This is a genomic window from Bartonella sp. SL317 (assembly GCF_059687655.1).
In genome coordinates this window covers 1,820,308-1,846,451 of sequence record NZ_CM185144.1, presented here as the reverse complement: position 1 = coordinate 1,846,451, position 26,144 = coordinate 1,820,308, and the positions used below count along the sequence as shown (strand labels likewise).

Below are 26,144 nucleotides of genomic sequence, written 5' to 3'. Positions count from 1 at the left end.
TTCCTAACGTTCAAATTTTATTAGTTAAAAATTATAAGTGTTATAAAAATTAACCGCCTTTGCACTTAACAGCGAATGGAGATCCTTAACAGTGTCCTTATTCAAAACCTATGCACGTGTTCTCACTTACCTAAACAGAGAAAAAAATGCATCCTTTTTAATCTGTAGCGCTAATATTATGCTGGCGATTATCACCATTGAAGAACCTATTTTATTTGGACACGTTATTGATTCCATTACAGAAAAATCAGGAATTATCCCTACCCTTGCCATTTGGGTTTGTTTTGGTCTTTTCCATATTATCGCTTATATTCTTGTGGCTCGTAGTGCGGACCACTTAACCCATAGACGCCGTTTAACGGTTTTAACAGAATCTTTTGAACGTATCATTGCCATGCCTTTAATTTGGCATCAACAACGCGGAACTTCCAACACACTCCATACACTTTTGCGCGCGATAGACTCCATGTCAAGCATATGGCTTGATTTTATGCGCCAACATCTCTCAACACTTGTTGCTTTATTGGTTCTCATCCCCACAGCCTTTAGCATGAATTGGCGTCTTTCAACAGTCTTGGTTGTGCTTGCCATCATCTATGGATTAATTGCACGTTTAGTTATGCAAAAAACAAAAAACGGACAAGCCGCTGTAGAATGCTATCATCATAATCTTTTTAAACATGTCAGTGATTCAATCTCTAATGTTTCTATTGTACAAAGTTATAACCGAATAAAAGAAGAAACGTCCATACTACACCAACATACAAATGACCTTCTTAAAGCACAAAATCCTGTTCTCAATTGGTGGGCGCTCGCCAGTGGACTAAATCGAATGGCTTCCACAGTTTCAATCGTTTGTGTTCTTCTCCTTGGAGCTTTTTTTGTAACAAGAGGTCAATTAAGGGTAGGTGAAGTCGTTGCTTTTGTTGGGTTTGCACAACTCATGATTAGTCGTCTGGATCAAATGAGCAATTTTATTAATTGTACGATATCCTCACAAGCAAAACTGCAAGATTTTTTTGAAATGGAAGACTCGACCTTTCATAATAATGAACCCCAAAATCTTCCTTCTCTAAAAAATGTTAAGGGTTCTATACAATTTCACCACGTTACCTATAAATTCCCAAATTCTTCTCAAGGTATTTTTGATGTTTCCTTTAAGATTAAAGCAGGACAAACTGTTGCGATTGTCGGACCAACAGGGGCTGGAAAAACAACTTTAATCAATCTGTTACAACGCGTATATGACCCTAGCTTTGGGCATATCTCCATTGATGAAATAAATATACGCTCAATCAATCGCGAATCTTTACGAAAATCTTTAGCGACAGTGTTTCAAGATGCAGGTCTTTTCAACCGCAGTATTCATGACAATATCTCAATAGGAAAAGCAAGCGCAACAAACGAAGAACTTTATGAAGCAGCAAAAATAGCACAAGCCCACGATTTTATTCTAAAGAAAGATGATTGCTATAACACCATGGTAGGAGAGCGAGGATCTCAACTATCTGGTGGAGAAAAACAGCGACTAGCAATTGCACGTGCCGTTTTAAAAAATGCCCCCATTCTCATTCTCGATGAAGCAACAAGCGCTCTTGATGTTGAAACAGAAGCACGTGTCAAAGAAGCGCTCGATTGCATCAGCCATAACCGCACCACTTTCATTATAGCACATCGCCTCTCAACAATACGCAATGCTGATGTGGTCCTTTTTTTGGAACAGGGTCATTTAATTGAAAAAGGAAGCTTTCAAGAATTGATTGATAAAGGAGGTCGTTTTTCTAAATTTTTAAAAGCAAGTGCTTTAACAATCCAACCACCAAAAAAAGAGAAAGAAAATGTCATTTCCTTACATGAAGCCATAGCGTCGTAAAAATGATACACTTCACAAAACACGTTCCCTAAATAAACTGTTCAATATAACACAACAAGAGTATTTGTGTGATACAAATCAACAGATTTCTAAGAATACCATAATCCATTTTAGGTATTTAAGACAACCATTAAAACCATTGAGAGCTTTCTCTAATATTGCAATTTTACGAGATTGGAACAAAACTATTGCATATATTTTTGCATAGTAACGTGTACACGCTTTCATTAAAAAAATATCAAAGATGTAAAGCTTCCAGCTTTAATATTTTCTTCTATCTCAACTTTACAAATTTCAAAACGAATGAATATCTTTAAAATAATAAAATATTATTGCTGAATGTAGATACAGAGTCATTGAGAGAAAAAAGATAAAAACAGTGATTGTTTTTATGATCACTTTTTCATTTGGTTTTATCGTTTTCAAGAGTTATAAATGAGTGAATTATCGATATAAACCAAATGAATATTGCCTAAATCTAAAGTTTTATATTAATATTTCATTTGTTGTGAGTTGATTATCTCAACACATTGATTTATAATAATTTATCGTTTTATATGTTGAATAAGTGTTCTCAATATTTGGAGAATTTTCTTATTTTAAATCTGTGTACGCTCAATTAATTAAAATCATTCGTGGTTACTGTAGTGAAAATGGGCTTTAAGAGCATCGAGAAATGTTTTTTAGGTCATGTGAATGCGCTAATATGGGGGATGGTTTGTGCTTCATGAAGGTTCTATAAGGAACATGAAAAACAAAAGTGTAATAAATACACCAATATTCATGATCCTTAGATGCTAAATTGAAGATAAAAATATAAAAAGCATCGATAAGAAAGAATTTTACTTTTTAAATTTTTTCCAGAAAATTTTTTAGTTCTGCAAATGCCTCAGCAGCCTTGTTTCCCTCAGGACCACCAGCCTGCGCCATATCAGGACGACCACCTCCACCTTTACCACCAAGAGCAGCAGACAGAATACGAACAAGATCAACAGCATTTAACTTATCCGTTAAATTATCCGTAACGCCAACAACAGCACTCCCTTTTCCATCTTCTGAAATACTAATAAAAGAAACCACTCCAGATCCAATTTGTTTTTTTCCAGAATCAACGAGAGCCTTAAGATCCCGTGGTAAAATATTTTTGACAATGCGCCCCATAAAAGAAAGTCCATTGATGATGGTAATATCATCTTGACCACTTTCTGTCATTTCTCCACTCAACACCATTTTTTTGCGTACATCATTCAACTCTTTTTCAAATTTACGACGATCATCAAGCAAAACTCTCACCCGTTCTTCTAAATCAGAAGAAGAAGTTTTTAAAAGATCTGCGATTTCATGAATACGTTCATCTTGGCGGCTCAGATAAAGACGCGCTGCAGCACCTGTTAAAGCTTCAATACGCCGCACTCCAGCTGAAACAGAACTTTCAGAAACAATATGAATCAAACCAATATCACCTGTTCTTTCCACATGTGTTCCTCCACAAAGCTCAATGGACCAATGTTTTTTTAATCCTTCCTGTTCAAGTGGAACCCCCATAGAAATAACGCGAACTTCATCACCATATTTTTCTCCAAAAAGCGCCATTGCTCCTTCAGAAATGGCATCATCAACATCCATAAGGCGCGTTGTCACTTTACTATTTTGCAAAACAATCTCATTGGCTAAATCTTCTATCTTTTTCAATTCTTCTGCACAAACAGCTTTTGGATGAGAAAAATCAAAACGCAACCGTTCCGGCGAAACAAGAGAGCCCTTTTGCGTCACATGAGATCCCAATACTTGACGTAAAGCTTCATGTAACAAATGAGTAGCAGAATGGTTTGCACGAATTTTTTTACGCCGCATAACATCAACGGTTAATTCTACACAATCAGACCTCGATGCATGACCAGATTTAACTTCTCCAAGATGAATAAAAACACCGTCAGCCTTTTTCTGAGTATCATGTACTTCAAAAATAAAGTTTTCACCAGAAATGATACCGCTATCACCAATCTGCCCACCAGATTCACCATAAAAAGGAGTCTGATTGAGCACAAGAATAGCTTTCTGCCCTGCAGATACCTCATCAACAATTTTACCCTCACACACAAGAGCTGTAAGAATACCTTTAGCTTTTTCTGTTTCATATCCTAAAAATTCTGTCCCCCCTACCTGATCACGAATAGAAAACCAAATTGTCTCCGTGACAGCTTCACCAGAACCAGACCAATGAGCACGTGCTTCCTGCCTCTGGCGTTCCATTGCTTTATCAAAAGAATCAATATCAACAGATATTCCACGACGCCGAAGCACATCTTGCGTTAAATCAAGTGGAAAACCATAGGTATCATAAAGCTTGAAAGCAACTTCACCATTTAAATGATCCCCTTCCTTAAGCGGCGCACTTTCTTCATTTAACAAACCCAATCCTCGTTCAAGCGTTTTACGAAAACGTATTTCTTCTAATTTTAAAGTTTCCGAAATCAAAGATTCAGCCCGCACCAATTCAGGATAAGCTTGCCCCATTTCGCGGATTAAAGCAGGAAAAAGCTGCCACATTAAAGGCTCTTTAGCACCAAGAAGATGCGCATGACGCATAGCACGACGCATAATGCGACGCAAAACATATCCCCTTCCTTCATTAGAAGGCAAAACACCATCCGCAATCAAAAATGCCGATGAACGAAGATGATCAGCAATAACACGATGACTGGCAATAAAATCACCCTTGGCCTTAATCCCTGTAATTTCTTCTGATGCTCCAATTAATGCACGAAAAAGATCAATATCATAATTATCATGCACGCCCTGTAAAACAGCAGCAATACGCTCTAATCCCATGCCTGTGTCGATAGAAGGATGTGGTAAATCAACACGGGTCTCCTTAGAAAGCTGCTCATACTGCATAAAAACAAGGTTCCAAATCTCAATAAAGCGATCACCATCTTCTTCCATACTTCCAGGGGGACCACCCCAAATTTTATCACCATGGTCATAAAAAATCTCCGAACAAGGACCACAGGGACCTGTATCGCCCATCGCCCAAAAATTATCAGCTGTTGCAATACGGATGATTCTTTCATCTGGAAGACCTGAGATTTTACGCCACAATTCAGCAGCCACATCATCACTCTGATAAACAGTGACCAGCAATTTATCTTTTGGTAAATAGAATTCCTTTGTTAAAAGATTCCATGATAAAAAAATGGCTTCTTCTTTGAAATAATCACCGAAAGAAAAATTACCCAGCATTTCAAAAAATGTATGATGACGTGCCGTATAGCCAACATTATCAAGATCATTATGTTTTCCACCCGCACGAACACATTTTTGTGCCGTTGTCGCCTTTTTATAAGAAGACTGTTCAAGTCCAGTAAAAACATTTTTAAACGGCACCATCCCTGCATTTGTAAACATAAGTGTAGGATCATTGCGTGGAACAAGTGGGCTAGAAGGCAGAACTTTATGCCCATTCCGATGAAAATAATCCAAAAATGTTGACCGGATATTATTAACACTATTCATATGAATACCTGCTCAATACAGCACAAAACCATAAAAGAAAATCTCCCTCATTAAAGATCCCCTTTGCCACGCATAGAGTCAATTTAATCAAAGAATGGAATATTTTTTCAAAAAAATTGAGAAAAAAATGATCGTATATTAAAAAACTCAAACAAATAAAAACAGAAAAAACATTAAATGAAAAAATTATAAACGAAAAGACGCTCCATCAAATGGCTTCATCGCTCTCTGCATTGTCTGCCCCTGCATTTTCTAACAATTCAATCGCAATCAAACCTGCATTTTGACGCAAAGCCGTTTCAATTTCTGCTGCTATCTCCGCATGTTCACGTAAAAACTGCTTCGCATTTTCACGTCCCTGCCCTAAACGTTGAGAATTATAAGAAAACCATGAGCCAGATTTTTCTACGATACCCACTTTGACTCCCAAATCAATCAATTCACCGAGCTTGGAAATACCTTCCCCATAAATAATATCAAACTCAACCTGTTTGAAGGGAGGAGCCAACTTATTCTTCACCACTTTAACACGTGTCTGATTGCCAACAATCATATCCCGATCTTTAATAGAGCCAATACGGCGAATATCCAAACGAACAGAAGCATAAAACTTTAAAGCATTTCCCCCTGTTGTTGTTTCAGGCGAACCAAACATCACACCAATTTTCATGCGAATTTGATTAATAAAAATCACCATACAGTTAGAGCGAAAAATAGAAGCTGTAAGTTTCCGCAAAGCTTTGCTCATTAATCGCGCTTGTAATCCTGGTAAAGCATCCCCCATTTCACCATCAATTTCTGCTCGCGGTGTTAAAGCTGCAACAGAATCCACAACAAGCACATCAACAGCACCAGAACGAACCAACGTCTCTGTAATTTCCAATGCCTGTTCACCGGTATCGGGCTGAGAAATAAACAAATTTTCTAAATCAACACCAAGCTTACGCGCATAGATGGGATCAAGCGCATGTTCAGCATCAATAAAAGCACAAATCCCCCCTCCTTTTTGTGCCTCAGCAATAGCATGCAGAGCTAATGTTGTCTTCCCAGAACTTTCTGGTCCATAGATCTCAACAATACGCCCCTTTGGTAACCCACCAACCCCTAAAGCAATATCCAAGGATAACGACCCTGTTGGAACCGTTTCAATCTCAACCACTTGCTCTTTTTGCCCAAGACGCATAATCGAGCCTTTACCAAAAGAACGTTCAATTTGTGAGAGAGCAGCATCGAGAGCTTTTGTTTTATCCACAATTATATCCTTGACCGATTTCATAATAATCTAACACTTAAACTGTATACTGCACTTTTAATTTAACGAAAGTCTTGCATTCAAATTTTCACAGACTCTTTCCATCCCTATCCCTCTATAACATATCATAACCATCAAAATAAAGATCTGTCCTTTTACCTTATGATATAAAGTAGGTTCCAGTAAATACTCTATAGAAGAGCAAGTTAACACATTTTTTTCTCTCTAGAAAAGAAACAATTTAAATTTCAACATAATGTTTAAGCTTATCCCTTAGGCTAAGTCCTGAAAGAAAAAGACTCACCCTTGTAATCATACAAAAACACATTATCACGCAAAACCACACCCTACTACATTGAAGAACAAAATGCTCTTGTATTGTATATTCGCGCACTTGTTTTTAAAAGACATCTATCAACGTTTGTCACACCCATTTCGCGACAGCACTTATACATGATAGACTATAAAATCCATTAAGCACCAATGTCTTTACTTTATGCTTGGAACAACGATTACCATCAGACACTTTTCCAGCCCTAAAATGTTGCGACGTCTTTCAACACTTGAAATAATTCATAAAAGTCATTTTTAGTTTTTTCTTATAGAGTTTTTACCACACATTAATCCCACTTATAACATACAAGAAAATAGCTTTGATTGATTAGGTTTAGAATGAGAAAAGCATACGGTATTTGGAACTCTTATCCAACATACAAAACAGCGGATTATCCCTATAAATCAATAGATTACTCAATTAAAGCCATAAAAAATAAAGTATCTTAAGAATTTAATGACTTAATTTAAATGTGAATCTGTAAAAAGATATTTCTTTTTAAGAGATCAAAAAATGAGCAATATTATAAATGTTTAAAATATAAATTGTTCATACAATGACATGAAGGATACAAAAATAAATCCAAAATCAATAAAAACGTCTTTTAACTCAAATTTTATTGTTAACTTTTACGTTTTCTGCGCAATTGTTTCCACCATTCAAGACGTTTTATAATTTCACGCTCAAATCCACGCTCAACGGGTTTATAAAAACTCTGACGCCCAAGTTTTTCAGGAAAATATTCTTGTCCTGAAAAGGCATCTGGTTCATCATGGTCATAACAATACCCCTCTCCATACCCTTCCTCCTTCATTAATTTTGTCGGGGCATTAAGAATATGTTTAGGAGGCGGTAAAGAACCATTTTTTTGTGCACAACGCAGTGCCGCTTTATAGGCGAGATATGTGGCATTTGACTTTGGTGCCGTTGCAACATAAAGACAAGCCTGCGCCAAAGCCAATTCTCCTTCTGGTGGACCTAAATAATCATAGGCGTCTTTTGCCGCATTACAAATGACAAGCGCTTGAGGATCTGCCAAACCGACATCTTCAACAGCCATACGAACTAATCTTCGCCCAATATAGAGAGGATCTTCACCAGCATCCAACATACGTGTTAAATAATAAAGCGCCGCATCCGGATCAGAGCCACGAACGGATTTATGCAATGCTGAAATAAGATTATGGTGCCCATCTCTTCCTTTATCATAAATAGGCGCACGACGCTGAATAACTTTTTGCAAAGCACCCGCATCAAGAATCTCTCCAAAACGCACAACAGACCAGACTTCCTCTGCTAATGTCAAGGCTACCCGTGCATCACCATCAGCCATCCCTATCAAAACGTCTCTGGCCTCATTATCCAAGGGTAGAAGCTTTCCTACCACCTCTTCAGCACACTTCAAAAGCATAGCTAAACTTTCATGATCATGAGAAAGAAATGTTAAAACCCGTGCACGCGAAAGAAGGGCAGCATTAAGTTCAAAAGAAGGATTTTCAGTTGTTGCACCAATAAGAACCACCGTACCATCTTCCATCACAGGAAGAAAACTATCCTGCTGTGCACGATTAAAGCGATGAATTTCATCAACAAAGAGAAGCGTTTTATCTCCAGACATAAAACGCCTCTGTGCAACTTCAAAAATCTTTTTAAGTTCAGAAACGCCTGTAAAAATAGCAGAAACTTGTTCAAACGCAAAATTTATTTCAAGTGCTAATAAACGCGCAACCGTTGTTTTTCCTGTCCCTGGAGGTCCCCAAAAAATCATCGATCCAATTGAGCCCGCTGCCACCATTCGTGAAAGCACACCATCTTCTCCAATTAAATGCTTTTGTCCCACAACTTCATTAAGAGAACAAGGACGCATTCTTTCTGCAAGGGGCTGATTTTTATTAACTTTAGGATCAAACGACGAAGTAAAAAAATCTTTCTTCAAAAACAACCTCAACGAATAAATTGGCGAATATACATACCATCACGTTCATATTCCAATTGCCAAGTACGCGAACGCATTTGCATAAGAATCTTTTTCAATTGATGAACTGTTTGAATCTTATGACCATTGACAACACGTAAAATATCTCCGGGCCGAAAAATTCCAGCAGCATTGCTCATCTCATCAAGATTGGTAATCACCACACCTTTTGCCGATATAGGAAGATGAAAACGCCGACTATTTTGCGGTGTTAAATCTAATACCTCAGCACCAGAAAGAGGACTTTCACCCATAATTTTTTCAGATTTTAAAAATGCTGTCTCTGATATTGATTCAACCGTTATCTGTGTCTTTAAAGTTTTTCCACTTCGTAAATATTCTACAGCAAGACTATGACCAACATCCGCTGTCATCAAACGATAACCAAGACCATCTGGACTATCAACGCGTACCCCCTGCACACTCAAAATAACATCGCCTACTTTTAAGCCGGCTTTTTCAGCAGGACTGTCTTTAATAACTTCAATAACAAGAGCACCATAGGGACGCTCTAAACCTAAACCACTTGCAATATCAGGTGTAACATTTTGAAAGGAGGCCCCAATATAAGGCGGCACAAAATATTTTCCACCGCGTTTAACAGTCTCAAGCATCACTTTTACCAGATTAACCGGAATAGCAAACCCAATCCCTACAGAACCACCGGAACGCGAATAAATAGCGGTATTAATTCCAATTAATTGACCTTTCATATCAATTAAAGCGCCACCAGAATTTCCTGGGTTAATGGCAGCATCTGTTTGAATAAAAAAGTCAAAATCAGAAATCCCAACACGTGTACGCGCTTGCGCTGAAACAATACCACTTGTAACTGTTTGACCAACACCAAAAGGATTACCAATAGCCAGAACAAGATCACCTACTTCAACAGTATCAGAATCTCCCAAAGGAAGAACTGAAAACTGCGTATTTTTTGCATCAACTTCCAAAATGGCAATATCTGTTGCTTCATCTTTAAGCACGACCTTACTCTCAAATTCCCGCCCATCAGAAAAAGCTACTTTAATTTCGCTTGCATCTTTAATGACATGGTAATTTGTAACAATCAAACCACGCTTATCAACAATCACTCCTGACCCTAATGATGATTGCTTACGAACAGGAAAATTATTTTGCAAACGACCAAAAAATTGCTCAAAAAATGGATCACCTTCAAAAGGAGATCGCGCTCTAATTTGTCGAGCTGCGTAAATATTGACAACAGATGGAACAGTCTTTTTAACTAAAGGAGCAAATGAAAGAGTGATCTCTTTTTGTGTTTGAGGAACATGAGCATATGCATGATTAAACGATATCAGCATCATAGTCACAAAAAAAAGCCGCACCCCAAAAGAATACCTCATAAATCTACTCCTTATAAAATCAGCCCATTCGTTGAGAATTCATAGAATTTTTAAAATACATTCCCGCAAGATCTCTATTAATATTTCATAATAGAGAATAAAAACAACCTATTTAAGAAAAAATATTATAAAAATAAAATAATTTGATATCCTATAATTTTCTCTTCTCATCTATTTCTTAAAAAAAATAAACTTTTAAAATACGTATAAAAAAAACCGCCCCTGACAAGGCGGCCTTTTAAAATTCAACAGAATAAAAAACGTTATGAAGAAGTTCCCTTTTTATCCTCTGAAGCTTCTATACGAGCACGATCTCCTGCTCCCTTTGCTTCAACATCACGATCAACAAACTCTATAACAGCCATGGGCGCATTATCACCACTACGAAACCCCGCTTTCATAATACGCAAATACCCACCATTGCGTGATGCATAACGTGGTGCAAGTGTATCAAATAACTTTGCAACTTTCCCTGTATCACGCAGTGCTGCAATTGCTTGTCGACGCGCATGCAAACCACCACGTTTACCAAGAGTAACGAGTTTTTCAACAATAGGACGAATTTCTTTAGCCTTTGGAAGTGTTGTCACAATCTGCTCATGCTCGATCAACGAAGTTGCCATGTTTGCAAACATCGCTTTACGGTGACTAGCAGTCCGATTCAACTTGCGTCCTGACTTACTATGGCGCATAAGTCCTCTCCTTAAATTCTAACTTCAATACTGATCTTCATAGCGTTTAGCAAGATCATCAATGTTTTCAGGCGGCCATGCTGAAATTTCCATCCCAAGATGCAACCCCATACATGCCAAAACTTCTTTAATCTCATTCAATGACTTACGACCAAAATTGGGAGTCCGAAGCATTTCAGATTCTGTTTTTTGAATAAGATCACCAATATAAACAATATTATCATTCTTAAGACAATTTGCCGAACGAACGGAAAGTTCTAATTCATCTACTTTCTTGAGAAGTGCAGGATTAAAGGAAAGCTCAGAATCAGCCTCTTCAACAAGCTCCTTCTGTGGTTCTTCAAAGTTAATAAATAACGATAATTGATCCTGAAGAATGCGTGCTGCAAAAGCAACAGCATCTTCCCCATGAACAGCACCATTTGTCTCAATCGTTAACGTTAATTTATCATAATCGAGAACTTGACCTTCACGTGTATTTTCTACTTTATAAGATACCTTACGAATTGGCGAATAAAGACTATCAATTGGAATAAGTCCTATATGGGCATCATCAACGTAATTACGATCAGATGGAACATATCCCTTTCCTGTATTGACAATAAATTCCATACGAATTTCAGCATCTTCATCAAGCGTACAAATAACATGATCTGGATTAAGAATTTCCATGTCTCCAACGGTATTGATATCTCCCGCTCTCACAACACCAGGACCCTCTTTATAAACAACGACACGTTTAGGCCCTTCTTCTTCCATACGAAGTGCAATTTCCTTTATATTCAGAATAATATCTGTAACATCCTCACGAACGCCTGGGATTGATGAAAACTCATGTAAGACACCATCAATCTGCACAGCAGTAATAGCGGCACCACGAAGCGAAGATAACAACACACGACGAAGTGCATTTCCTAATGTTAAGCCAAATCCCCGCTCAAGAGGTTCAGCAATGACACTTGTAATATTTGGATTATCATGCTTAGATGATTCAACCTTATTGGGTTTAATAAGTTCCTGCCAGTTTTTCTGGATCATATTTTTATTCCCGTTCTTTAGTTCCGTTACCATTCAATCGTAACGACCAATGTGAACACCAGAGAAATCTCTGATAACAAAAAAACAACACCCAATTAAACACGCCGTCTTTTCCGCGGACGACATCCATTATGAGGGATCGGTGTTACATCACGAATAGAAGTAATAACAAAACCAACAGATTGCAATGCACGTAGAGCAGATTCACGCCCCGCCCCAGGACCACAAACCTCAACTTCCAAAGAACGCATACCATGTTCTTGTGCTTTTCTCGCACAATCTTCTGCAGCAACCTGAGCGGCAAAAGGAGTAGATTTACGTGCCCCTTTAAACCCTTGAGCACCAGCAGATGACCACGCAATGGTATTCCCCTGGGCATCAGTAATCGTAATCATTGTATTGTTAAATGTTGAATTAATATGCACAACACCCGATGAAATATTCTTACGTTCGCGACGACGAACACGTGTGGCTTCCTTGGCCATATTCTTCCTTTCAACGATCTCATCACTGCCGTAATATCAGCAGCTCCACCTTCTTTTTTCTTATTACACCAACCTTAACAAGAAAAAAGAATACATAAAAAAAACCTTTCGTAAAGATTCTTATTTTTTCTTACCAGCAATTGCTTTAGCTGGCCCCTTACGGGTACGAGCATTCGTATGTGTACGCTGTCCTCGAACAGGCAAAGATCGACGATGACGCAATCCGCGATAGCAACCAAGGTCCATCAAACGTTTAACATTCATAGCAACTTCACGGCGAAGATCACCTTCAACTTGATAACCCTGATCTATCGCCTCACGAATTTGCAAAACCTCAGCATCCGAAAGCTCATGCACACGACGCCCTATGGGAATACCAACCTTTTCAATAATCTCTTGAGCAAATTTTGGTCCAATCCCGTGAATATATTGAAGCGCAATAATTACACGCTTATTTGTTGGGATATTGACGCCAGCGATACGAGCCACGCCTACTCTCCTTAGTTATGTTGACAAATTATTATAAAATACCCGATGTACCTTACAAAAAAGAATAGACTCAGAACAAAAATACTTCCGAATCCGCTTATTTAATTGAAATAAATTAAATTGTTTGTGATAGATTTTATCTCAAAAGTCAACTCTTTTCATTGCTTTCTCAAAAAAATCTTATTAAAGAAAATCTTTAATCATACGCGTTACTTCAGCAATATCAATCATTCCATCAATGACCTTCAACATGCCTCTATCTGAATAAAATTTTGATAAGGGTGCTGTTTTTTCACGGTATTCTACTAATCTTTTTGCAAAAGCGACAGGATTATCATCTAAACGGACCTGTCCACCAGCTGCTAGTGTCTCCTGAACACGCTTCTTCATACGTTCAATTAATGCGTCCTCATCAACGCACAATTCAATAACAGCATCAAGCCGCATATTTTTTGACTTAAGGATATGTTGTAATGCCTCTGCCTGCCCTACAGTCCTTGGATATCCATCCAAAATAAAACCGTCTATACAATCAGCTTCATCAATCCGATCTGATATGATTTGATTAACAATACTATCAGGGACCAAAGCACCAGAACTTATAATAGCTTTAGCTTTTTTACCAATTTCCGTTTCTCTGGCAATTACCTCACGTAATATATCCCCCGTTGATAAATGAGGAACATTATATTCCTCACTTAGCATTTTAGCTTGCGTCCCTTTTCCTGCTCCAGGAGGACCTAAAAGAACAATTCTCATCGATTTCTCCGACCTCCACGAAGTTTTGATTTTTTTATCAACCCTTCATATTGGTGTGCAACAAGGTGCCCTTGAATTTGAGCAACCGTATCAAGAGTAACAGTCACAACAATCAACAAGGACGTCCCCCCAAGATAAAAAGGAACCCGTAATGCAGATATCATAAATTCAGGAAGTAAACAAACCAAGATAATATAAATAGCGCCCACAACAGTAATACGAGTCAAAACATAATCAATATATTCGGCTGTGCGCTCACCTGGACGAATTCCTGGAATAAAACCAGAATGTTTTTTCAATTGATCTGCAGTATCACTTGGATTAAATACAATAGCCGTATAAAAAAAGCAAAAAAATGCCATTAAAAACGCATAAACAATCATATAGAGTGGTTGTCCATGACCAAGAGAATAAGAAATCGCCTGAATCCATTGCGGCATTTTATCAGAAAAATTATTAATAGTGGCAGGTAATAACAATAAAGATGAAGCAAAAATGGGTGGAATAACACCAGCAGTATTCAATTTTAAAGGAAGATGCGACATATCACCTTGAAGCATTTGATTACCAACCTGACGTTTCGGATACTGAATAAGAATTCGCCGTTGTGCACGCTCTATAAAAACAATAACCCCGATAACCAAAACAGCAATAAGAACAATTCCTATTAAAAGAAAAGTCGATAAATCAGCCTGACTATGCGCGGTCAAAAGCTGAGCAAAAGTAGAAGGAAAATTGGCTACGATTCCTGTAAAAATGATGAGAGAAACCCCATTACCAACACCGCGTGATGTAATTTGCTCTCCAAGCCACATGAGAAACATTGTCCCGCCAACAAGCGTAATAACAGAAGAGATACGAAACATGAGACCTGGTTCCACAACAATTTGAAGCCCTGTCCCAATACCGCTTTCAAGGGCAATCGCAATACCAAAAGCTTGCAGAATAGCCAATACGACTGTTACATAACGCGTATATTGATTAATAACCTTACGACCTACCTCCCCCTCTTTTTTAAGCATTTCCAAAGAAGGAATAACGGACGTGAGCAATTGCACAATAATAGATGCCGATATATAAGGCATAATACCAAGCGCAAAAATTGCCATACGCCCAACAGCGCCCCCAGCAAACATATTAAAAAGTCCTAACACACCTGATGCATGATGTTCAAATGTTTGCCGCAAAGCATCAATATTAATACCTGGAAGAGAAATATAAGTACCGAAACGATAGACAAGAAGCGCCGCCAGAGTAAACCAGATACGTTTCTTTAATTCAGTTGCACGCGAAAAGGTACCAAAGTTTATATTGGAAGCAAATTGCTCTGCCGCTGATGCCATAAAACGTCTCCACTTCATACTTCAGTGATTTAAAGAACTGAAGTATAACCCTAAAACTTATATCTTTATACACAAATAATAGCTGAATTTAAACAATTCCCCACAAGATACTCAAAAGAGTGGATGTAGCTCTTCTTTAAATCACTATTCATATCAAAAAACTATCGAACAACATCAGGAAAAATAACTTGGCCACCCAATTTTTCAACCTTAGCACGAGCAGCTTGTGAAGCACCAGAAACATGAAAGGTAACCTTAGCTTTCAAGTCACCATCAGAAAGAAGACGAACCCCATCTTTTACACGACGAATAATACCAGCCTCTTTCAAAGCAACCATATCAACAGGCTTTTCAATACTTAACTTACCTGAATCAACAGCCAATTGAATACGTCCCAGTGAAACCTCATTGTAAGTTTTAGCGAAGAAATTCCTAAATCCACGTTTTGGCAAGCGACGATAGATAGGCATTTGCCCACCTTCAAAACCATTAAGAGAAACACCAGAACGCGATCTTTGCCCTTTCACACCACGACCACCTGTCTTACCTGTACCCGAACCAATACCACGTCCAACACGCTTACGATTTCTTGTTGCCCCTTCGCAATCACGCAGTTCATTGAGTTTCATATCTAATACTCCCGCAACTTTTAATCTTCATCTATAACGCGAACAAGATGCCGAACCTGAGCAATCATACCCCGCACACAAAGTGTATCTTCCAAAACGCGCCGCCGACGTACTTTATTGAGTCCAAGCCCCTTCAAGGTTGCACGCTGAATTTGTGAATTCCGAATTGGACTTCCAATTTGCTCTACCGTCACAGTTTTACCACTCTGAGATTTTTTCTGAACCATTTCCTAATTCCTTTTCTGATAATCTCAGAAACTACCCTTCTATGTCGACTAAATGGCGACGACGCGCCTGTAAAGTCGAATATTTTATACCACGTTGAGCAGCAATATCTCTTGGATGCATTTGATGCTTCAATGCATCAAATGTCGCACGAACCATATTATAAGGATTCGATGATCCTAGTGATTTTGCAACAACATCCTGCATCCCAAGAGCTTCAAAAATAGCACGCATCGGCCCCCCAGCAATAATACCAGTACCAGCAGATGCTGAACGGAGCAAAACACACCCAGCCCCATGACGACCTTCAAGATCATGATGCAATGTACGGCCAGACCGAAGTGGAACATAAATCATCCCACGCTTTGCAGATTCCGTCGCTTTACGAACAGCTTCTGGAACTTCACGAGCTTTACCATGTCCAAAACCCACACGCCCCTTTTGATCTCCAACGACAACAAGAGCAGCAAAACCAAAACGCCGACCACCCTTCACAACTTTAGCAACACGATTAATATGAACGAGCCTATCGACAAATTCATTATCGCGTTCTTCTTTATCATTACGTTCTTTTTGTGCCATTCCTCATTCCTTTTTCTTTTCCGGAAGCACGATAAAAAAGCTCTTCATCCGATAAGAAGAACTTAAATGAAGTATTCTAAAGTATCCTGATACATTCGTAAATAGGAAACTTTAAAAGTTCAAACCACTTTCACGAGCAGCCTCAGCCAAAGCTTTGATACGACCATGATACACATAGGCTCCACGATCAAAAACCACTTCATTAACACCAGCTTGCTTAGCACGCTCAGCAATTAACTTACCAACAGCAAAAGCGGCTTCTTTATCAGCACCACTTTTTAATGATTTTTTCAAATCACTTTCAAGAGTAGAAGCCGAAACAAGTGTACATCCTCGTAAATCATCAATAACTTGAGCATAAATATTCTGATTTGAACGATAAACACTCAGCCGAGGACGATCATGAGAAACCATCTTGATTCTACGACGAACACGCCTTGCACGACGCTGGATAATGTCCTTAGATGAAACCATAATACAAAATCCTTATTTCTTTTTACCTTCTTTACGGAAGATACGTTCATCGGCATGTTTAACACCTTTACCTTTATAAGGCTCAGGCCTACGATATTCGCGAATCTCCGCTGCAACTTGTCCAACTTGCTGTTTATCAATTCCAGAAACAACAATCTCTGTAGGCTTAGGAACAGTTACAGTAACACCTGATGGAACTTTATAAACCACATCATGGGAAAAGCCTAAAGAGAGTTGAATATCCTTACCCTGCAAAGCAGCACGATAACCAACCCCGCTAATTTCCAATCTCTTTTCAAAACCATCTTTCACACCACAAAAAATATTCTCAATCATTGAGCGTGACATACCCCATTTAGAGCGTGCATCTTTTGACTGATCCCGCGGCATAACGGATATAACATTTTCCTCAAACTTAACTAAGACTTCATCATTAACGACGTAACTGAGTTCACCTTTTGGACCTTTTGCCTTAACAAGCTGACCTTCAACAGTAGCAGTAACCCCAGAAGGAATTGAAATGGGTTTCTTTCCAATACGAGACATTGTTCTAACCTACTTTTCTTCTGTTTTCTTGGACACACTTAGAAAACACGACAAAGGAGTTCTCCACCAACATTCTGTTCACGCGCTTCATGGTCCGCCATAACACCTTTAGAAGTCGATAAAATCGAAATACCAAGACCATTTGCCACCTGTGGAAGTGACTTAGCAGAAACATACACACGACGACCGGGCTTTGATACACGTGAAACCTCACGAATAACCGCCAACCCTTCAAAATACTTCAATTCGATTTCAAGCTCAGCCTTTCCATCACCTAAATCTATTTGATGATATCCGCGAATATAACCTTCCGACTGAAGAACATCAAGAACATGCGCACGAAGCTTTGAAGCTGGAGTAACAACTTTGCTTTTTTTACGACTAAGTGCATTACGAATACGTGTTAACATATCACCAAGAGGATCTGATATAGACATTAAATAATCTCCTCTTACCAACTAGACTTTACAATACCAGGAATATAACCAATAGAGCCAAGTTCACGCAATGCAATCCGTGACATTTTTAATTTACGATAATAAGCCCTAGGACGACCTGAAACCTCACAGCGATTACGAACGCGAACTTTCGAAGAATTACGCGGCAACTCTGCCAATTGAACAGAAGCTTTAAAACGTTCTTCAAGAGAAACCTTCTGATCCATAACGATTGCTTTTAAACGCGCACGACGTGCAGCATAACGCTTCACCATCACCTCACGACGCTTATTTTTTTCAACGGCACTTACTTTGGCCATAATTTTACCTCGCTACATTTGCCGTTACGAACGAAAAGGAAAATTAAAAGCACGCAATAACTCACGCGCTTCATCATCCGTTTTTGCTGTCGTACAAACGATAATATCCATACCCCAAATTTGATCAACCTTATCATAGTTGATTTCTGGAAACACAATGTGCTCTTTAATACCCATAGCAAAATTGCCACGGCCATCAAAACTCTTTGGATTTAAACCACGAAAGTCACGAACCCTAGGGAGAGCAATCGTAACAAGACGATCTAAAAACTCAAACATACGGTCTTTCCGCAATGTCACTTTTGCCCCAAGAGGCATTCCTTCACGAACCTTAAAGGTCGCAATAGAATTACGCGCACGGGTAACAACGGCCTTCTGACCTGTTATAAGTCCCAAATCCTCAGCAGCAAGGGAAGGTTTTTTCGAATCAGCCGTCGCTTCACCTATCCCCATATTAATTACAATTTTATCAATCCGCGGAATTTGCATCGCATTTTTGTAATTAAACTTCTCCTGAAGTGCTTTACGAATCACCTCAAAATAATGCGCTTTCATACGCGGTGTTTGTCTTTCCTCAGCCATTAATCAACTCTCCCGAACGCTTGGCAAAACGTACTTTATTACCATCCGCATTCATACGAAAGCCTACGCGTGTAGGCTTACCATCTTTAGGATCAGCAATTGCCAAATTAGACAGATCAATCGGAGCTTCTTTAGAAATAATTCCAGCTTCTTGCTTCTGTGTTTGACGTTGGTGACGCTTAACCATATTAATCCCACGAACAACAGCCTTATTCTCTTTTGGACTAACCTTAATTACTTCACCACTAGACCCTTTATCCTTACCGGACAAAACAACAACTCTATCACCTTTTCGAATCTTCTGCATAACATTGACTCCTTACAGCACTTCAGGAGCGAGCGAGATGATCTTCATATGATTCCTCCCACGCAATTCACGGGGAACAGGTCCAAAGATACGCGTACCGATCGGCTCTTTTTTGTTATCCACTAAAACTGCAGCATTACTATCAAAACGAATGACACTACCATCTGCGCGACGAATATCCTTAGCCGTACGAACCACAACAGCTTTCATAACATCACCCTTTTTAACACGGCCACGAGGAATAGCATCTTTGACCGAAACAACAATGATGTCACCGACCGAAGCATATTTCCGCTTTGAACCGCCTAATACTTTGATGCACATGACACGACGAGCGCCAGAATTATCAGCAACGTCGAGGTTTGTTTGCATCTGAATCATGACTGGCCACCTTTTCTTAACATATATATCCGCTTATATTTTTTATACAATCGAATTTTCCTGCCAAATAACGACAAAGTTATCATCTTCAAATTTATCAACGAAAAACCACTGTTAAATTTTAAAACAATAAACTCAACTTATTACGCTACATTGTCTTTTACAACAATCCAACATTTATCTTTCGAAATTGGTCTCGATTCCTGAATAGAAACTTGATCCCCAATCTTAAATTGGTTGTTTTCATCATGCGCTTTATAATTTTTAGACTGTCGAACAGTCTTTTTCAGAAGCGGATGAGAATAACGACGCTCAACTTTGACAACGACAGTCTTATCGCTTTTGTCGCTAACAACAACACCCTGCAAAACGCGTTTAGGCATCTCTTATTTCCTTAAACCTTACTTTCACTTAATCTTTGACGAAGAAAAGTCTTAATGCGCGCAATATCACGACGAACCTGCCTAACGCGTGCAGTCTTTTCTAACTGACCTGTTGCTTTTTGAAAGCGCAAATTAAATTGCTCTTTTTTTAACTTAGCCAATTCATCTTTCATTTGGTCGAGCGTTTGCGCCCGTAACTCTGTGGCTTTCATCGCTTAACCTCTTTATTCAGCAATACGCTGGATGAAACGCGTTTTTATAGGCAACTTTGCAGCGCCCAACCTTAGTGCCTCACGTGCAACGTCTTCAGGGACACCATCAAGCTCAAACATAACGCGTCCAGGAGCAACACGTGTTGCCCAATAATCAACACTTCCCTTGCCTTTCCCCATACGAACTTCCGTCGGCTTAGATGTAACAGGAAGATCTGGAAAAATGCGAATCCACACACGACCAGAGCGTTTCATGTAACGTGTAATTGCACGACGCGCCGCTTCAATTTGACGAGCAGTAATCCGCTCCGGCTCAACAGCCTTCAAACCGTAGGCACCAAAATTCAAATCCGTACCACCCTTCGCAACACCGTGAATACGGCCCTTGAACTGTTTACGGAACTTTGTGCGCTTTGGTTGCAACATTGTTCTCTACTCCAAACTTTAGTTCAATCTCAAAATCAAGTATTCTCGCGGCGACGATTCAATGAAGAACCAGATTGATCAGCTTCCGTAGCACGACGCTCTGAAGCCATCGGATCATGTTCAAGAATCTCACCCTTAAAGACCCAAACTTTAATACCACAAATACCATAAGCAGTCTTAGCTTCTGCTGTACCGTAATCAACATCGGAACGCAAGGTATGAAGTGGAACACGACCTTCACGATACCATTCCATACGCGCAATTTCAGCACCACCAAGACGACCAGAACAGTTAATACGAATACCTTCCGCCCCAAGACGCATAGCAGATTGAACAGCACGCTTCATCGCACGACGAAAAGCAACACGACGCTCTAACTGCTGAGCAATTGATTGCGCAATAATCGTAGCATCAATCTCTGGTTTACGAATCTCCACAATATTCAATGAAGTTTCAGCATTAGTCATTTCTGAAAGCTTACGACGAAGTTTCTCGATATCAGCACCCTTTTTACCGATAATGAGACCAGGACGTGCAGAATGAATTGTAACACGACATTTTTTATGAGGGCGCTCAATAACAACTTTAGAAATCGCTGCCTGTTTAAGCTCTTCAAGCACATAAGAGCGAATTTTCAAATCTTCATGAAGAAGACGTCCATATTCACCACTATCAGCATACCAACGAGAATCCCAAGTCCGATTAACACCAAGACGAAGTCCTATTGGATTGATCTTCTGACCCATTACGCGGCCTCCACTTTTTCGCTAACTTCACGAACAATAATAGTAAGATGTGAAAATGGACGCTCAATTCGACTAGCACGCCCGCGACCACGAACATGAAAACGTTTCATCACGATCGACTTACCAACATAAGCCTCTGCTACAATAAGCGAATCAATATCAAGATCGTGGTTATTCTCTGCGTTTGCAATCGCTGATTCAAGCGTTTTTTTCACAGTAACAGCAATACGTTTACGCGAAAACATCAAATCAGCAAGCGCCACATTAACTCTTTTACCACGAATCATTGCAGCAACCAAATTAAGCTTTTGCGGACTAACACGAATTGTCCGTGTGACAGCCTTTGCTTCATTATCTTTAAGCTGGCGCGGAACCTTAGCTTTTCCCATTCCTACTTCCTCTTCGCTTTTTTATCGGCACCATGACCATAATAAGTCCGGGTAGGAGCGAACTCACCAAACTTATGTCCAACCATCTCTTCAGAAACAGAAACAGGAATATGCTTATTGCCGTTGTAAACACCAAAAGTTAATCCAACAAATTGTGGCAAAATAGTAGAGCGACAACTCCATATTTTTATAACTTCATTGCGCCCACTTGCACGAACCTTCTCTGCTTTACCAAGAAGATAGCCGTCAACAAACGGACCTTTCCAAACTGAACGAACCACTTCAGACTACCTTTCTCATTTCTTGCGTTGATGACGCGTACGCATAATAAACTTATCAGTGGCTTTATTGGAGCGCGTACGCTTACCTTTCGTAGGTTTACCCCAAGGAGACACTGGATGACGTCCCCCCGATGTACGACCTTCACCACCACCGTGTGGATGATCAACAGGGTTCATAGCAACACCACGAACGTGCGGACGCTTACCACGCCAACGGGACCGACCTGCCTTACCATCATTAATATTCCCATGATCCGGATTTGAAACAGCACCAACAGTTGCAAAACAACTACTAGGAACTAACCGCTGTTCACCAGAATTTAAACGAAGAATAGCCATACCGTGATCTCGTCCAACCAACTGTGCATAAGCACCTGCTGAACGTGCAATCTGCCCCCCTTTTCCTGGCTTCATTTCAACATTATGAATAATTGTGCCTACCGGCATATTACCAAGGGGCATAGCATTGCCTGGTTTAACATCAACGTTCGAACCAGCAACAACACAATCGCCAACACCAAGACGCTGTGGTGCAAGAATATAGCTTAATTGACCATCTTCATAGCGAATTAAAGCGATAAAAGCAGTCCGATTAGGATCATACTCTAAACGTTCAACTTTTGCTGAAACATCACGTTTAAGACGTTTAAAATCAACAAACCGATAACTACGTTTATGGCCACCACCCTGAAAACGAGCCGTAACACGGCCGCGATTGTTACGTCCACCCTTTGAAGACAAACCTTCAGTTAGTATCTTTACAGGTTTCCCCTTATAAAGACCAGAACGTTCCACAATAACAAGCTGACGTTGCCCAGGTGTCGTTGGATTAAATTGCTTAAGTGCCATTATTCCTATCTCCGAGCCTCTTTAAAGACCTGTCGAAACGTCGATAGTCTGACCACTAGCCAGAGTTACGATCGCTTTTTTTACATCACTCTGCCGACCAACAATACCTCTGAAACGCTTCACTTTACCCTTACGGACTATCGTGTTAACTGCTTCAACTTTTACGCTAAAAAGCGCCTCAACAGCAGCCTTAATTTCAGGTTTCGTCGCTTTCGGCGCGACATTAAAAGCAACTTGATTATATTCAGAAATCATAGTCGACTTTTCAGTAATAACTGGACTAATAATTATATCATAATGGCGAAGATCTGTCATTTAAAACGCTCCTCAAGAGCCTCAACAGCTGCCTTTGATAAAACAAGTTTGCTGCGACGCAAAATATCATAAACATTAATTCCCTGAATTGGTAAGATATCAATATTAGGAATATTCGATGCTGCACGAAAAAAATTAATATCAATCTCCTTACCACCGATCAAGAGAGCATTATTAAACCCAAGCTTAGAAAAATGAGAAACAAGCTTTTTCGTTTTAGCATCCTTAACAGTCAACTCATCCACAATAATTAAATCTTTTGCTTTTAATTTTGCAGATAAAGCAAGACGCAACCCAAGAGCACGAATCCTTTTAGGAAGATCATGCGCATGGCTACGAACCACTGGCCCATGCGCCTTACCCCCACCTCGAAACTGTGGTGCACGGGCAGATGAATGCCGAGCACGCCCAGTTCCCTTTTGTTTAAACATCTTTGCTCCCGTTCGTGATACATCAGAGCGCCCTTGGGATTGATGACTTCCCTGTTGACGACGTGCAAGCTGCCAACGAACAACACGTTGCAAAATATCCTCACGAGGGACAAGATCAAAGATAGATTCAGAAACCTTTAATTTACCAGCTTCATTACCATCAAGAGTTTTAATTACAAGATCCATTATTAGGCTCCCTCAACTTCAGAGGCTTCCGTCACCGGAGCAACCATTTCCGTGTTCTCCTTTACAAGACGGCGAATACCAGCAGGCTTGGGAGCATTATCAGGAAGACGCTTTTTTACAGCATCTCTCACCAAAATCCAAGACCCCTTAGAACCAGAAACAGCACCACGCACTAAAATCAAACCACGCTCAATATCAGTGGAAATAACTTCAATATTCTGTGTTGTTACACGCACCTGCCCCATATGGCCAGCCATTTTTTTACCTTTAAAAACTTTACCAGGATCTTGACACTGTCCCGTAGAACCATGAGCACGATGCGTGATCGAGTTACCATGAGAAGCGCGATGTCCGCCAAAGTTATGCCGTTTCATAACTCCAGCAAATCCCTTACCAATACTGGTACCGGTCACATCAACTCTCTGTCCTGGAACAAAATGTTCCACTGTAATTTCTGTACCGACTTCAAGAAGATTATCGGGACTCACACGAAACTCTGCTATTTTTGCTTTAGGCTCAACAGAAGCCTTAGCAAAATGTCCACGAAGAGCTTGTGAAGTATTTTTAACCTTAGCAAAGCCTACACCTAATTGAACAGCAGTATAACCATTCTTTTCAACTGTACGCTGAGCAACGACTTGACAATTCTCCAAACGAAGTACTGTCACCGGCACATGCTCACCAGCATCATTATAAATACGGGTCATGCCCAGCTTCTGTGCTATTACACCTGAACGCATCGGGTCTGTTCCTTCTGTCCTCAAACCTCAGAGCTTAATTTCTACATCCACACCAGCAGAAAGATCGAGCTTCATAAGCGCATCCACTGTTTGCGGCGTTGGATCAACAATATCAAGAAGACGCTTATGTGTGCGCATCTCAAACTGCTCACGACTCTTCTTATCGATATGCGGTCCACGATTAACCGTAAATTTCTCAATCCGCGTCGGAAGCGGAATGGGACCACGGACATTTGCACCAGTCCGTTTAGCAGTTGATACAATCTCACGCGTCGACGTATCAAGAATCCTATGATCAAACGCTTTCAAGCGAATGCGAATATTCTGACTGTTCATGCTCTTTATTTCCCTGTCATATAAAGCGCCTTCGATAATCGAGGCGCTCCACACACATTATTTATTCAATGATCTTAGAGACGATACCGGCACCAACAGTACGACCACCTTCACGAATAGCAAAACGAAGTTTCTCTTCCATCGCTATCGGAACAATCAGAGACACATCCATCGCAACATTATCGCCTGGCATAACCATTTCTGTTCCTTCAGGAAGCGTAACTATACCCGTAACATCCGTCGTACGGAAGTAAAATTGTGGACGATAATTCGTGAAAAAGGGCGTATGACGGCCTCCTTCATCTTTCGTCAAAATGTAAGCCTCTGCTTTAAAACGGGTATGTGGTGTAACAGAACCAGGCTTTGCCAATACTTGACCACGCTCAATTCCTTCTCGATCAACACCACGAAGCAGAGCCCCTATATTATCACCTGCTTGACCTTGATCTAAAAGCTTGCGGAACATTTCAACGCCTGTCACCGTCGTCTTAGAGGTTGGACGAATGCCGATAATCTCGATTTCTTCTCCAACTTTAATGATACCACGTTCAACACGACCCGTAACAACCGTTCCACGACCCGAAATAGAAAAAACATCTTCTATTGGCATCAAAAATGGTTGATCAACAGGACGCTCAGGTGTTGGGATATAACTGTCAACTTCACTCATTAAAAGACGAACCGCATCTTCTCCAATGCTTTTATCTTTATCCTCAAGTGCTGCCAATGCAGAACCTTTAACAATCGGAATATCATCACCTGGGAAGTCATATTTGGATAATAACTCACGAACCTCAAGCTCTACAAGCTCCAAAAGCTCTGCATCATCAACCTGATCAACTTTATTCAAAAAAACAACAATCGCTGGAACACCAACTTGGCGAGCAAGCAAAATATGCTCACGGGTCTGAGGCATAGGACCATCAGCCGCAGAAACAACCAAAATGGCACCGTCCATTTGCGCTGCCCCAGTGATCATATTTTTTACATAGTCAGCGTGTCCTGGACAATCAACGTGGGCATAGTGACGATTTTCCGTTTCATACTCAACATGTGCTGTAGAAATGGTAATCCCACGGGCACGCTCCTCTGGTGCCGCATCAATTTGATCATAAGCTTTAAATTCACCAAAAAATTTCGTAATCGCTGCTGTCAACGAAGTCTTCCCATGATCAACGTGACCAATCGTACCAATATTAACATGTGGTTTCGTACGTTCAAACTTGCTCTTCGCCATTTGAGCTCTC

Annotated in this window: 33 protein-coding genes; 1 reads left to right on the top strand and 32 read right to left on the bottom strand. The window is 39.9% G+C overall.

Annotation, left to right across the window (positions count from 1 at the left end; translation table 11 throughout):
• Positions 1 to 91: 91 nt before the first annotated feature.
• Positions 92 to 1,873 (top strand): glucan ABC transporter ATP-binding protein/ permease, encoded by a 1,782-nt coding sequence (locus AC6ER9_RS07710; protein ID WP_497074163.1) that lies wholly within the window; start codon positions 92 to 94, stop codon positions 1,871 to 1,873.
• 849 nt (positions 1,874 to 2,722) lie between these two features.
• Here the strand turns inward: AC6ER9_RS07710 and alaS are convergent.
• The 32 genes from alaS to tuf form a co-directional block, all read right to left on the bottom strand.
• Positions 2,723 to 5,389: an alanine--tRNA ligase gene (gene alaS / locus AC6ER9_RS07705; protein ID WP_497074162.1), complete on the bottom strand. Its 2,667-nt coding sequence runs from the start codon at positions 5,387 to 5,389 to the stop codon at positions 2,723 to 2,725.
• Between the two features lie 208 nt (positions 5,390 to 5,597).
• Complete coding sequence (recA, locus tag AC6ER9_RS07700; protein ID WP_497074161.1) at positions 5,598 to 6,641, bottom strand: recombinase RecA; 1,044 nt, start codon at positions 6,639 to 6,641, stop codon at positions 5,598 to 5,600.
• Positions 6,642 to 7,597: 956 nt separating this feature from the next.
• A complete protein-coding gene (locus AC6ER9_RS07695; RefSeq protein WP_497074160.1) occupies positions 7,598 to 8,911 on the bottom strand; it encodes a replication-associated recombination protein A in 1,314 nt (437 codons plus the stop codon).
• 8 nt (positions 8,912 to 8,919) lie between these two features.
• Positions 8,920 to 10,314 carry a DegQ family serine endoprotease gene (locus tag AC6ER9_RS07690; protein WP_497074159.1) on the bottom strand — a complete coding sequence of 465 codons (1,395 nt, stop codon included), beginning with the start codon at positions 10,312 to 10,314 and terminating at the stop codon, positions 8,920 to 8,922.
• 263 nt (positions 10,315 to 10,577) lie between these two features.
• On the bottom strand, positions 10,578 to 11,006 hold the full coding sequence (gene rplQ, locus AC6ER9_RS07685) for a 50S ribosomal protein L17 (RefSeq protein ID WP_497074158.1): 429 nt from the start codon (positions 11,004 to 11,006) through the stop codon (positions 10,578 to 10,580).
• Between the two features lie 24 nt (positions 11,007 to 11,030).
• Positions 11,031 to 12,044: a DNA-directed RNA polymerase subunit alpha gene (locus AC6ER9_RS07680; protein WP_497074157.1), complete on the bottom strand. Its 1,014-nt coding sequence runs from the start codon at positions 12,042 to 12,044 to the stop codon at positions 11,031 to 11,033.
• 95 nt (positions 12,045 to 12,139) lie between these two features.
• Complete coding sequence (gene rpsK, locus AC6ER9_RS07675) at positions 12,140 to 12,529, bottom strand: 30S ribosomal protein S11 (RefSeq protein ID WP_100130778.1); 390 nt, start codon at positions 12,527 to 12,529, stop codon at positions 12,140 to 12,142.
• A gap of 120 nt (positions 12,530 to 12,649) precedes the next feature.
• A complete protein-coding gene (gene rpsM / locus AC6ER9_RS07670) occupies positions 12,650 to 13,018 on the bottom strand; it encodes a 30S ribosomal protein S13 (protein WP_497074156.1) in 369 nt (122 codons plus the stop codon).
• Between the two features lie 183 nt (positions 13,019 to 13,201).
• Positions 13,202 to 13,777: an adenylate kinase gene (locus AC6ER9_RS07665; protein ID WP_497074155.1), complete on the bottom strand. Its 576-nt coding sequence runs from the start codon at positions 13,775 to 13,777 to the stop codon at positions 13,202 to 13,204.
• On the bottom strand, positions 13,774 to 15,120 hold the full coding sequence (gene secY, locus AC6ER9_RS07660; RefSeq protein ID WP_497074154.1) for a preprotein translocase subunit SecY: 1,347 nt from the start codon (positions 15,118 to 15,120) through the stop codon (positions 13,774 to 13,776). Before secY ends, AC6ER9_RS07665 begins: the two co-directional genes overlap by 4 nt.
• A 161-nt stretch (positions 15,121 to 15,281) precedes the next feature.
• Positions 15,282 to 15,749, bottom strand: coding sequence for a 50S ribosomal protein L15 (gene rplO / locus AC6ER9_RS07655; RefSeq protein ID WP_497074153.1), 468 nt, complete (start codon positions 15,747 to 15,749; stop codon positions 15,282 to 15,284).
• A 20-nt stretch (positions 15,750 to 15,769) separates the two neighbouring features.
• Positions 15,770 to 15,976 (bottom strand): 50S ribosomal protein L30, encoded by a 207-nt coding sequence (gene rpmD / locus AC6ER9_RS07650; RefSeq protein ID WP_497074152.1) that lies wholly within the window; start codon positions 15,974 to 15,976, stop codon positions 15,770 to 15,772.
• A gap of 31 nt (positions 15,977 to 16,007) precedes the next feature.
• Positions 16,008 to 16,556: a 30S ribosomal protein S5 gene (gene rpsE, locus AC6ER9_RS07645; protein ID WP_497074151.1), complete on the bottom strand. Its 549-nt coding sequence runs from the start codon at positions 16,554 to 16,556 to the stop codon at positions 16,008 to 16,010.
• 111 nt (positions 16,557 to 16,667) lie between these two features.
• A complete protein-coding gene (rplR, locus tag AC6ER9_RS07640) occupies positions 16,668 to 17,030 on the bottom strand; it encodes a 50S ribosomal protein L18 (RefSeq protein WP_497074150.1) in 363 nt (120 codons plus the stop codon).
• A gap of 12 nt (positions 17,031 to 17,042) precedes the next feature.
• Entirely contained in the window at positions 17,043 to 17,576 is a 534-nt protein-coding gene (rplF, locus tag AC6ER9_RS07635; protein WP_497074149.1) for a 50S ribosomal protein L6, read from the bottom strand.
• 38 nt (positions 17,577 to 17,614) lie between these two features.
• A complete protein-coding gene (gene rpsH, locus AC6ER9_RS07630) occupies positions 17,615 to 18,013 on the bottom strand; it encodes a 30S ribosomal protein S8 (RefSeq protein ID WP_497074148.1) in 399 nt (132 codons plus the stop codon).
• 14 nt (positions 18,014 to 18,027) lie between these two features.
• On the bottom strand, positions 18,028 to 18,333 hold the full coding sequence (gene rpsN / locus AC6ER9_RS07625) for a 30S ribosomal protein S14 (RefSeq protein WP_497074147.1): 306 nt from the start codon (positions 18,331 to 18,333) through the stop codon (positions 18,028 to 18,030).
• Between the two features lie 24 nt (positions 18,334 to 18,357).
• Entirely contained in the window at positions 18,358 to 18,915 is a 558-nt protein-coding gene (gene rplE / locus AC6ER9_RS07620; RefSeq protein WP_497074146.1) for a 50S ribosomal protein L5, read from the bottom strand.
• On the bottom strand, positions 18,908 to 19,222 hold the full coding sequence (gene rplX / locus AC6ER9_RS07615) for a 50S ribosomal protein L24 (RefSeq protein WP_497074145.1): 315 nt from the start codon (positions 19,220 to 19,222) through the stop codon (positions 18,908 to 18,910). The genes rplE and rplX overlap by 8 nt, the downstream gene beginning before the upstream one ends.
• Positions 19,223 to 19,234: 12 nt before the next feature.
• Positions 19,235 to 19,603, bottom strand: a complete 369-nt coding sequence (gene rplN / locus AC6ER9_RS07610; protein WP_004855715.1) for a 50S ribosomal protein L14 — start codon at positions 19,601 to 19,603, stop codon at positions 19,235 to 19,237.
• Positions 19,604 to 19,746: 143 nt separating this feature from the next.
• The gene (gene rpsQ / locus AC6ER9_RS07605; protein WP_497074144.1) at positions 19,747 to 19,986 is read right to left on the bottom strand and encodes a 30S ribosomal protein S17; all 240 of its coding nucleotides are present in this window, start codon (positions 19,984 to 19,986) and stop codon (positions 19,747 to 19,749) included.
• Between the two features lie 11 nt (positions 19,987 to 19,997).
• The gene (rpmC, locus tag AC6ER9_RS07600) at positions 19,998 to 20,198 is read right to left on the bottom strand and encodes a 50S ribosomal protein L29 (RefSeq protein ID WP_497074143.1); all 201 of its coding nucleotides are present in this window, start codon (positions 20,196 to 20,198) and stop codon (positions 19,998 to 20,000) included.
• Positions 20,199 to 20,210: 12 nt separating this feature from the next.
• Positions 20,211 to 20,624: a 50S ribosomal protein L16 gene (gene rplP, locus AC6ER9_RS07595; protein ID WP_497074142.1), complete on the bottom strand. Its 414-nt coding sequence runs from the start codon at positions 20,622 to 20,624 to the stop codon at positions 20,211 to 20,213.
• A gap of 35 nt (positions 20,625 to 20,659) precedes the next feature.
• The gene (rpsC, locus tag AC6ER9_RS07590) at positions 20,660 to 21,370 is read right to left on the bottom strand and encodes a 30S ribosomal protein S3 (RefSeq protein ID WP_497074141.1); all 711 of its coding nucleotides are present in this window, start codon (positions 21,368 to 21,370) and stop codon (positions 20,660 to 20,662) included.
• On the bottom strand, positions 21,370 to 21,759 hold the full coding sequence (rplV, locus tag AC6ER9_RS07585) for a 50S ribosomal protein L22 (RefSeq protein WP_497074140.1): 390 nt from the start codon (positions 21,757 to 21,759) through the stop codon (positions 21,370 to 21,372). The genes rpsC and rplV overlap by 1 nt, the downstream gene beginning before the upstream one ends.
• A gap of 2 nt (positions 21,760 to 21,761) precedes the next feature.
• Positions 21,762 to 22,040: a 30S ribosomal protein S19 gene (gene rpsS / locus AC6ER9_RS07580; RefSeq protein WP_497074139.1), complete on the bottom strand. Its 279-nt coding sequence runs from the start codon at positions 22,038 to 22,040 to the stop codon at positions 21,762 to 21,764.
• Between the two features lie 15 nt (positions 22,041 to 22,055).
• Positions 22,056 to 22,889 (bottom strand): 50S ribosomal protein L2, encoded by an 834-nt coding sequence (gene rplB, locus AC6ER9_RS07575; RefSeq protein ID WP_497074138.1) that lies wholly within the window; start codon positions 22,887 to 22,889, stop codon positions 22,056 to 22,058.
• A 21-nt stretch (positions 22,890 to 22,910) separates the two neighbouring features.
• Positions 22,911 to 23,204 carry a 50S ribosomal protein L23 gene (locus tag AC6ER9_RS07570; protein ID WP_497074137.1) on the bottom strand — a complete coding sequence of 98 codons (294 nt, stop codon included), beginning with the start codon at positions 23,202 to 23,204 and terminating at the stop codon, positions 22,911 to 22,913.
• A complete protein-coding gene (rplD, locus tag AC6ER9_RS07565) occupies positions 23,201 to 23,821 on the bottom strand; it encodes a 50S ribosomal protein L4 (protein WP_497074136.1) in 621 nt (206 codons plus the stop codon). The genes AC6ER9_RS07570 and rplD overlap by 4 nt, the downstream gene beginning before the upstream one ends.
• A 2-nt stretch (positions 23,822 to 23,823) precedes the next feature.
• Positions 23,824 to 24,561 (bottom strand): 50S ribosomal protein L3, encoded by a 738-nt coding sequence (gene rplC / locus AC6ER9_RS07560; protein WP_497074135.1) that lies wholly within the window; start codon positions 24,559 to 24,561, stop codon positions 23,824 to 23,826.
• A gap of 27 nt (positions 24,562 to 24,588) precedes the next feature.
• Positions 24,589 to 24,897, bottom strand: coding sequence for a 30S ribosomal protein S10 (gene rpsJ / locus AC6ER9_RS07555; RefSeq protein ID WP_005773267.1), 309 nt, complete (start codon positions 24,895 to 24,897; stop codon positions 24,589 to 24,591).
• Between the two features lie 61 nt (positions 24,898 to 24,958).
• On the bottom strand, positions 24,959 to 26,134 hold the full coding sequence (gene tuf, locus AC6ER9_RS07550) for an elongation factor Tu (RefSeq protein WP_142417119.1): 1,176 nt from the start codon (positions 26,132 to 26,134) through the stop codon (positions 24,959 to 24,961).
• Positions 26,135 to 26,144 lie beyond the last annotated feature (10 nt).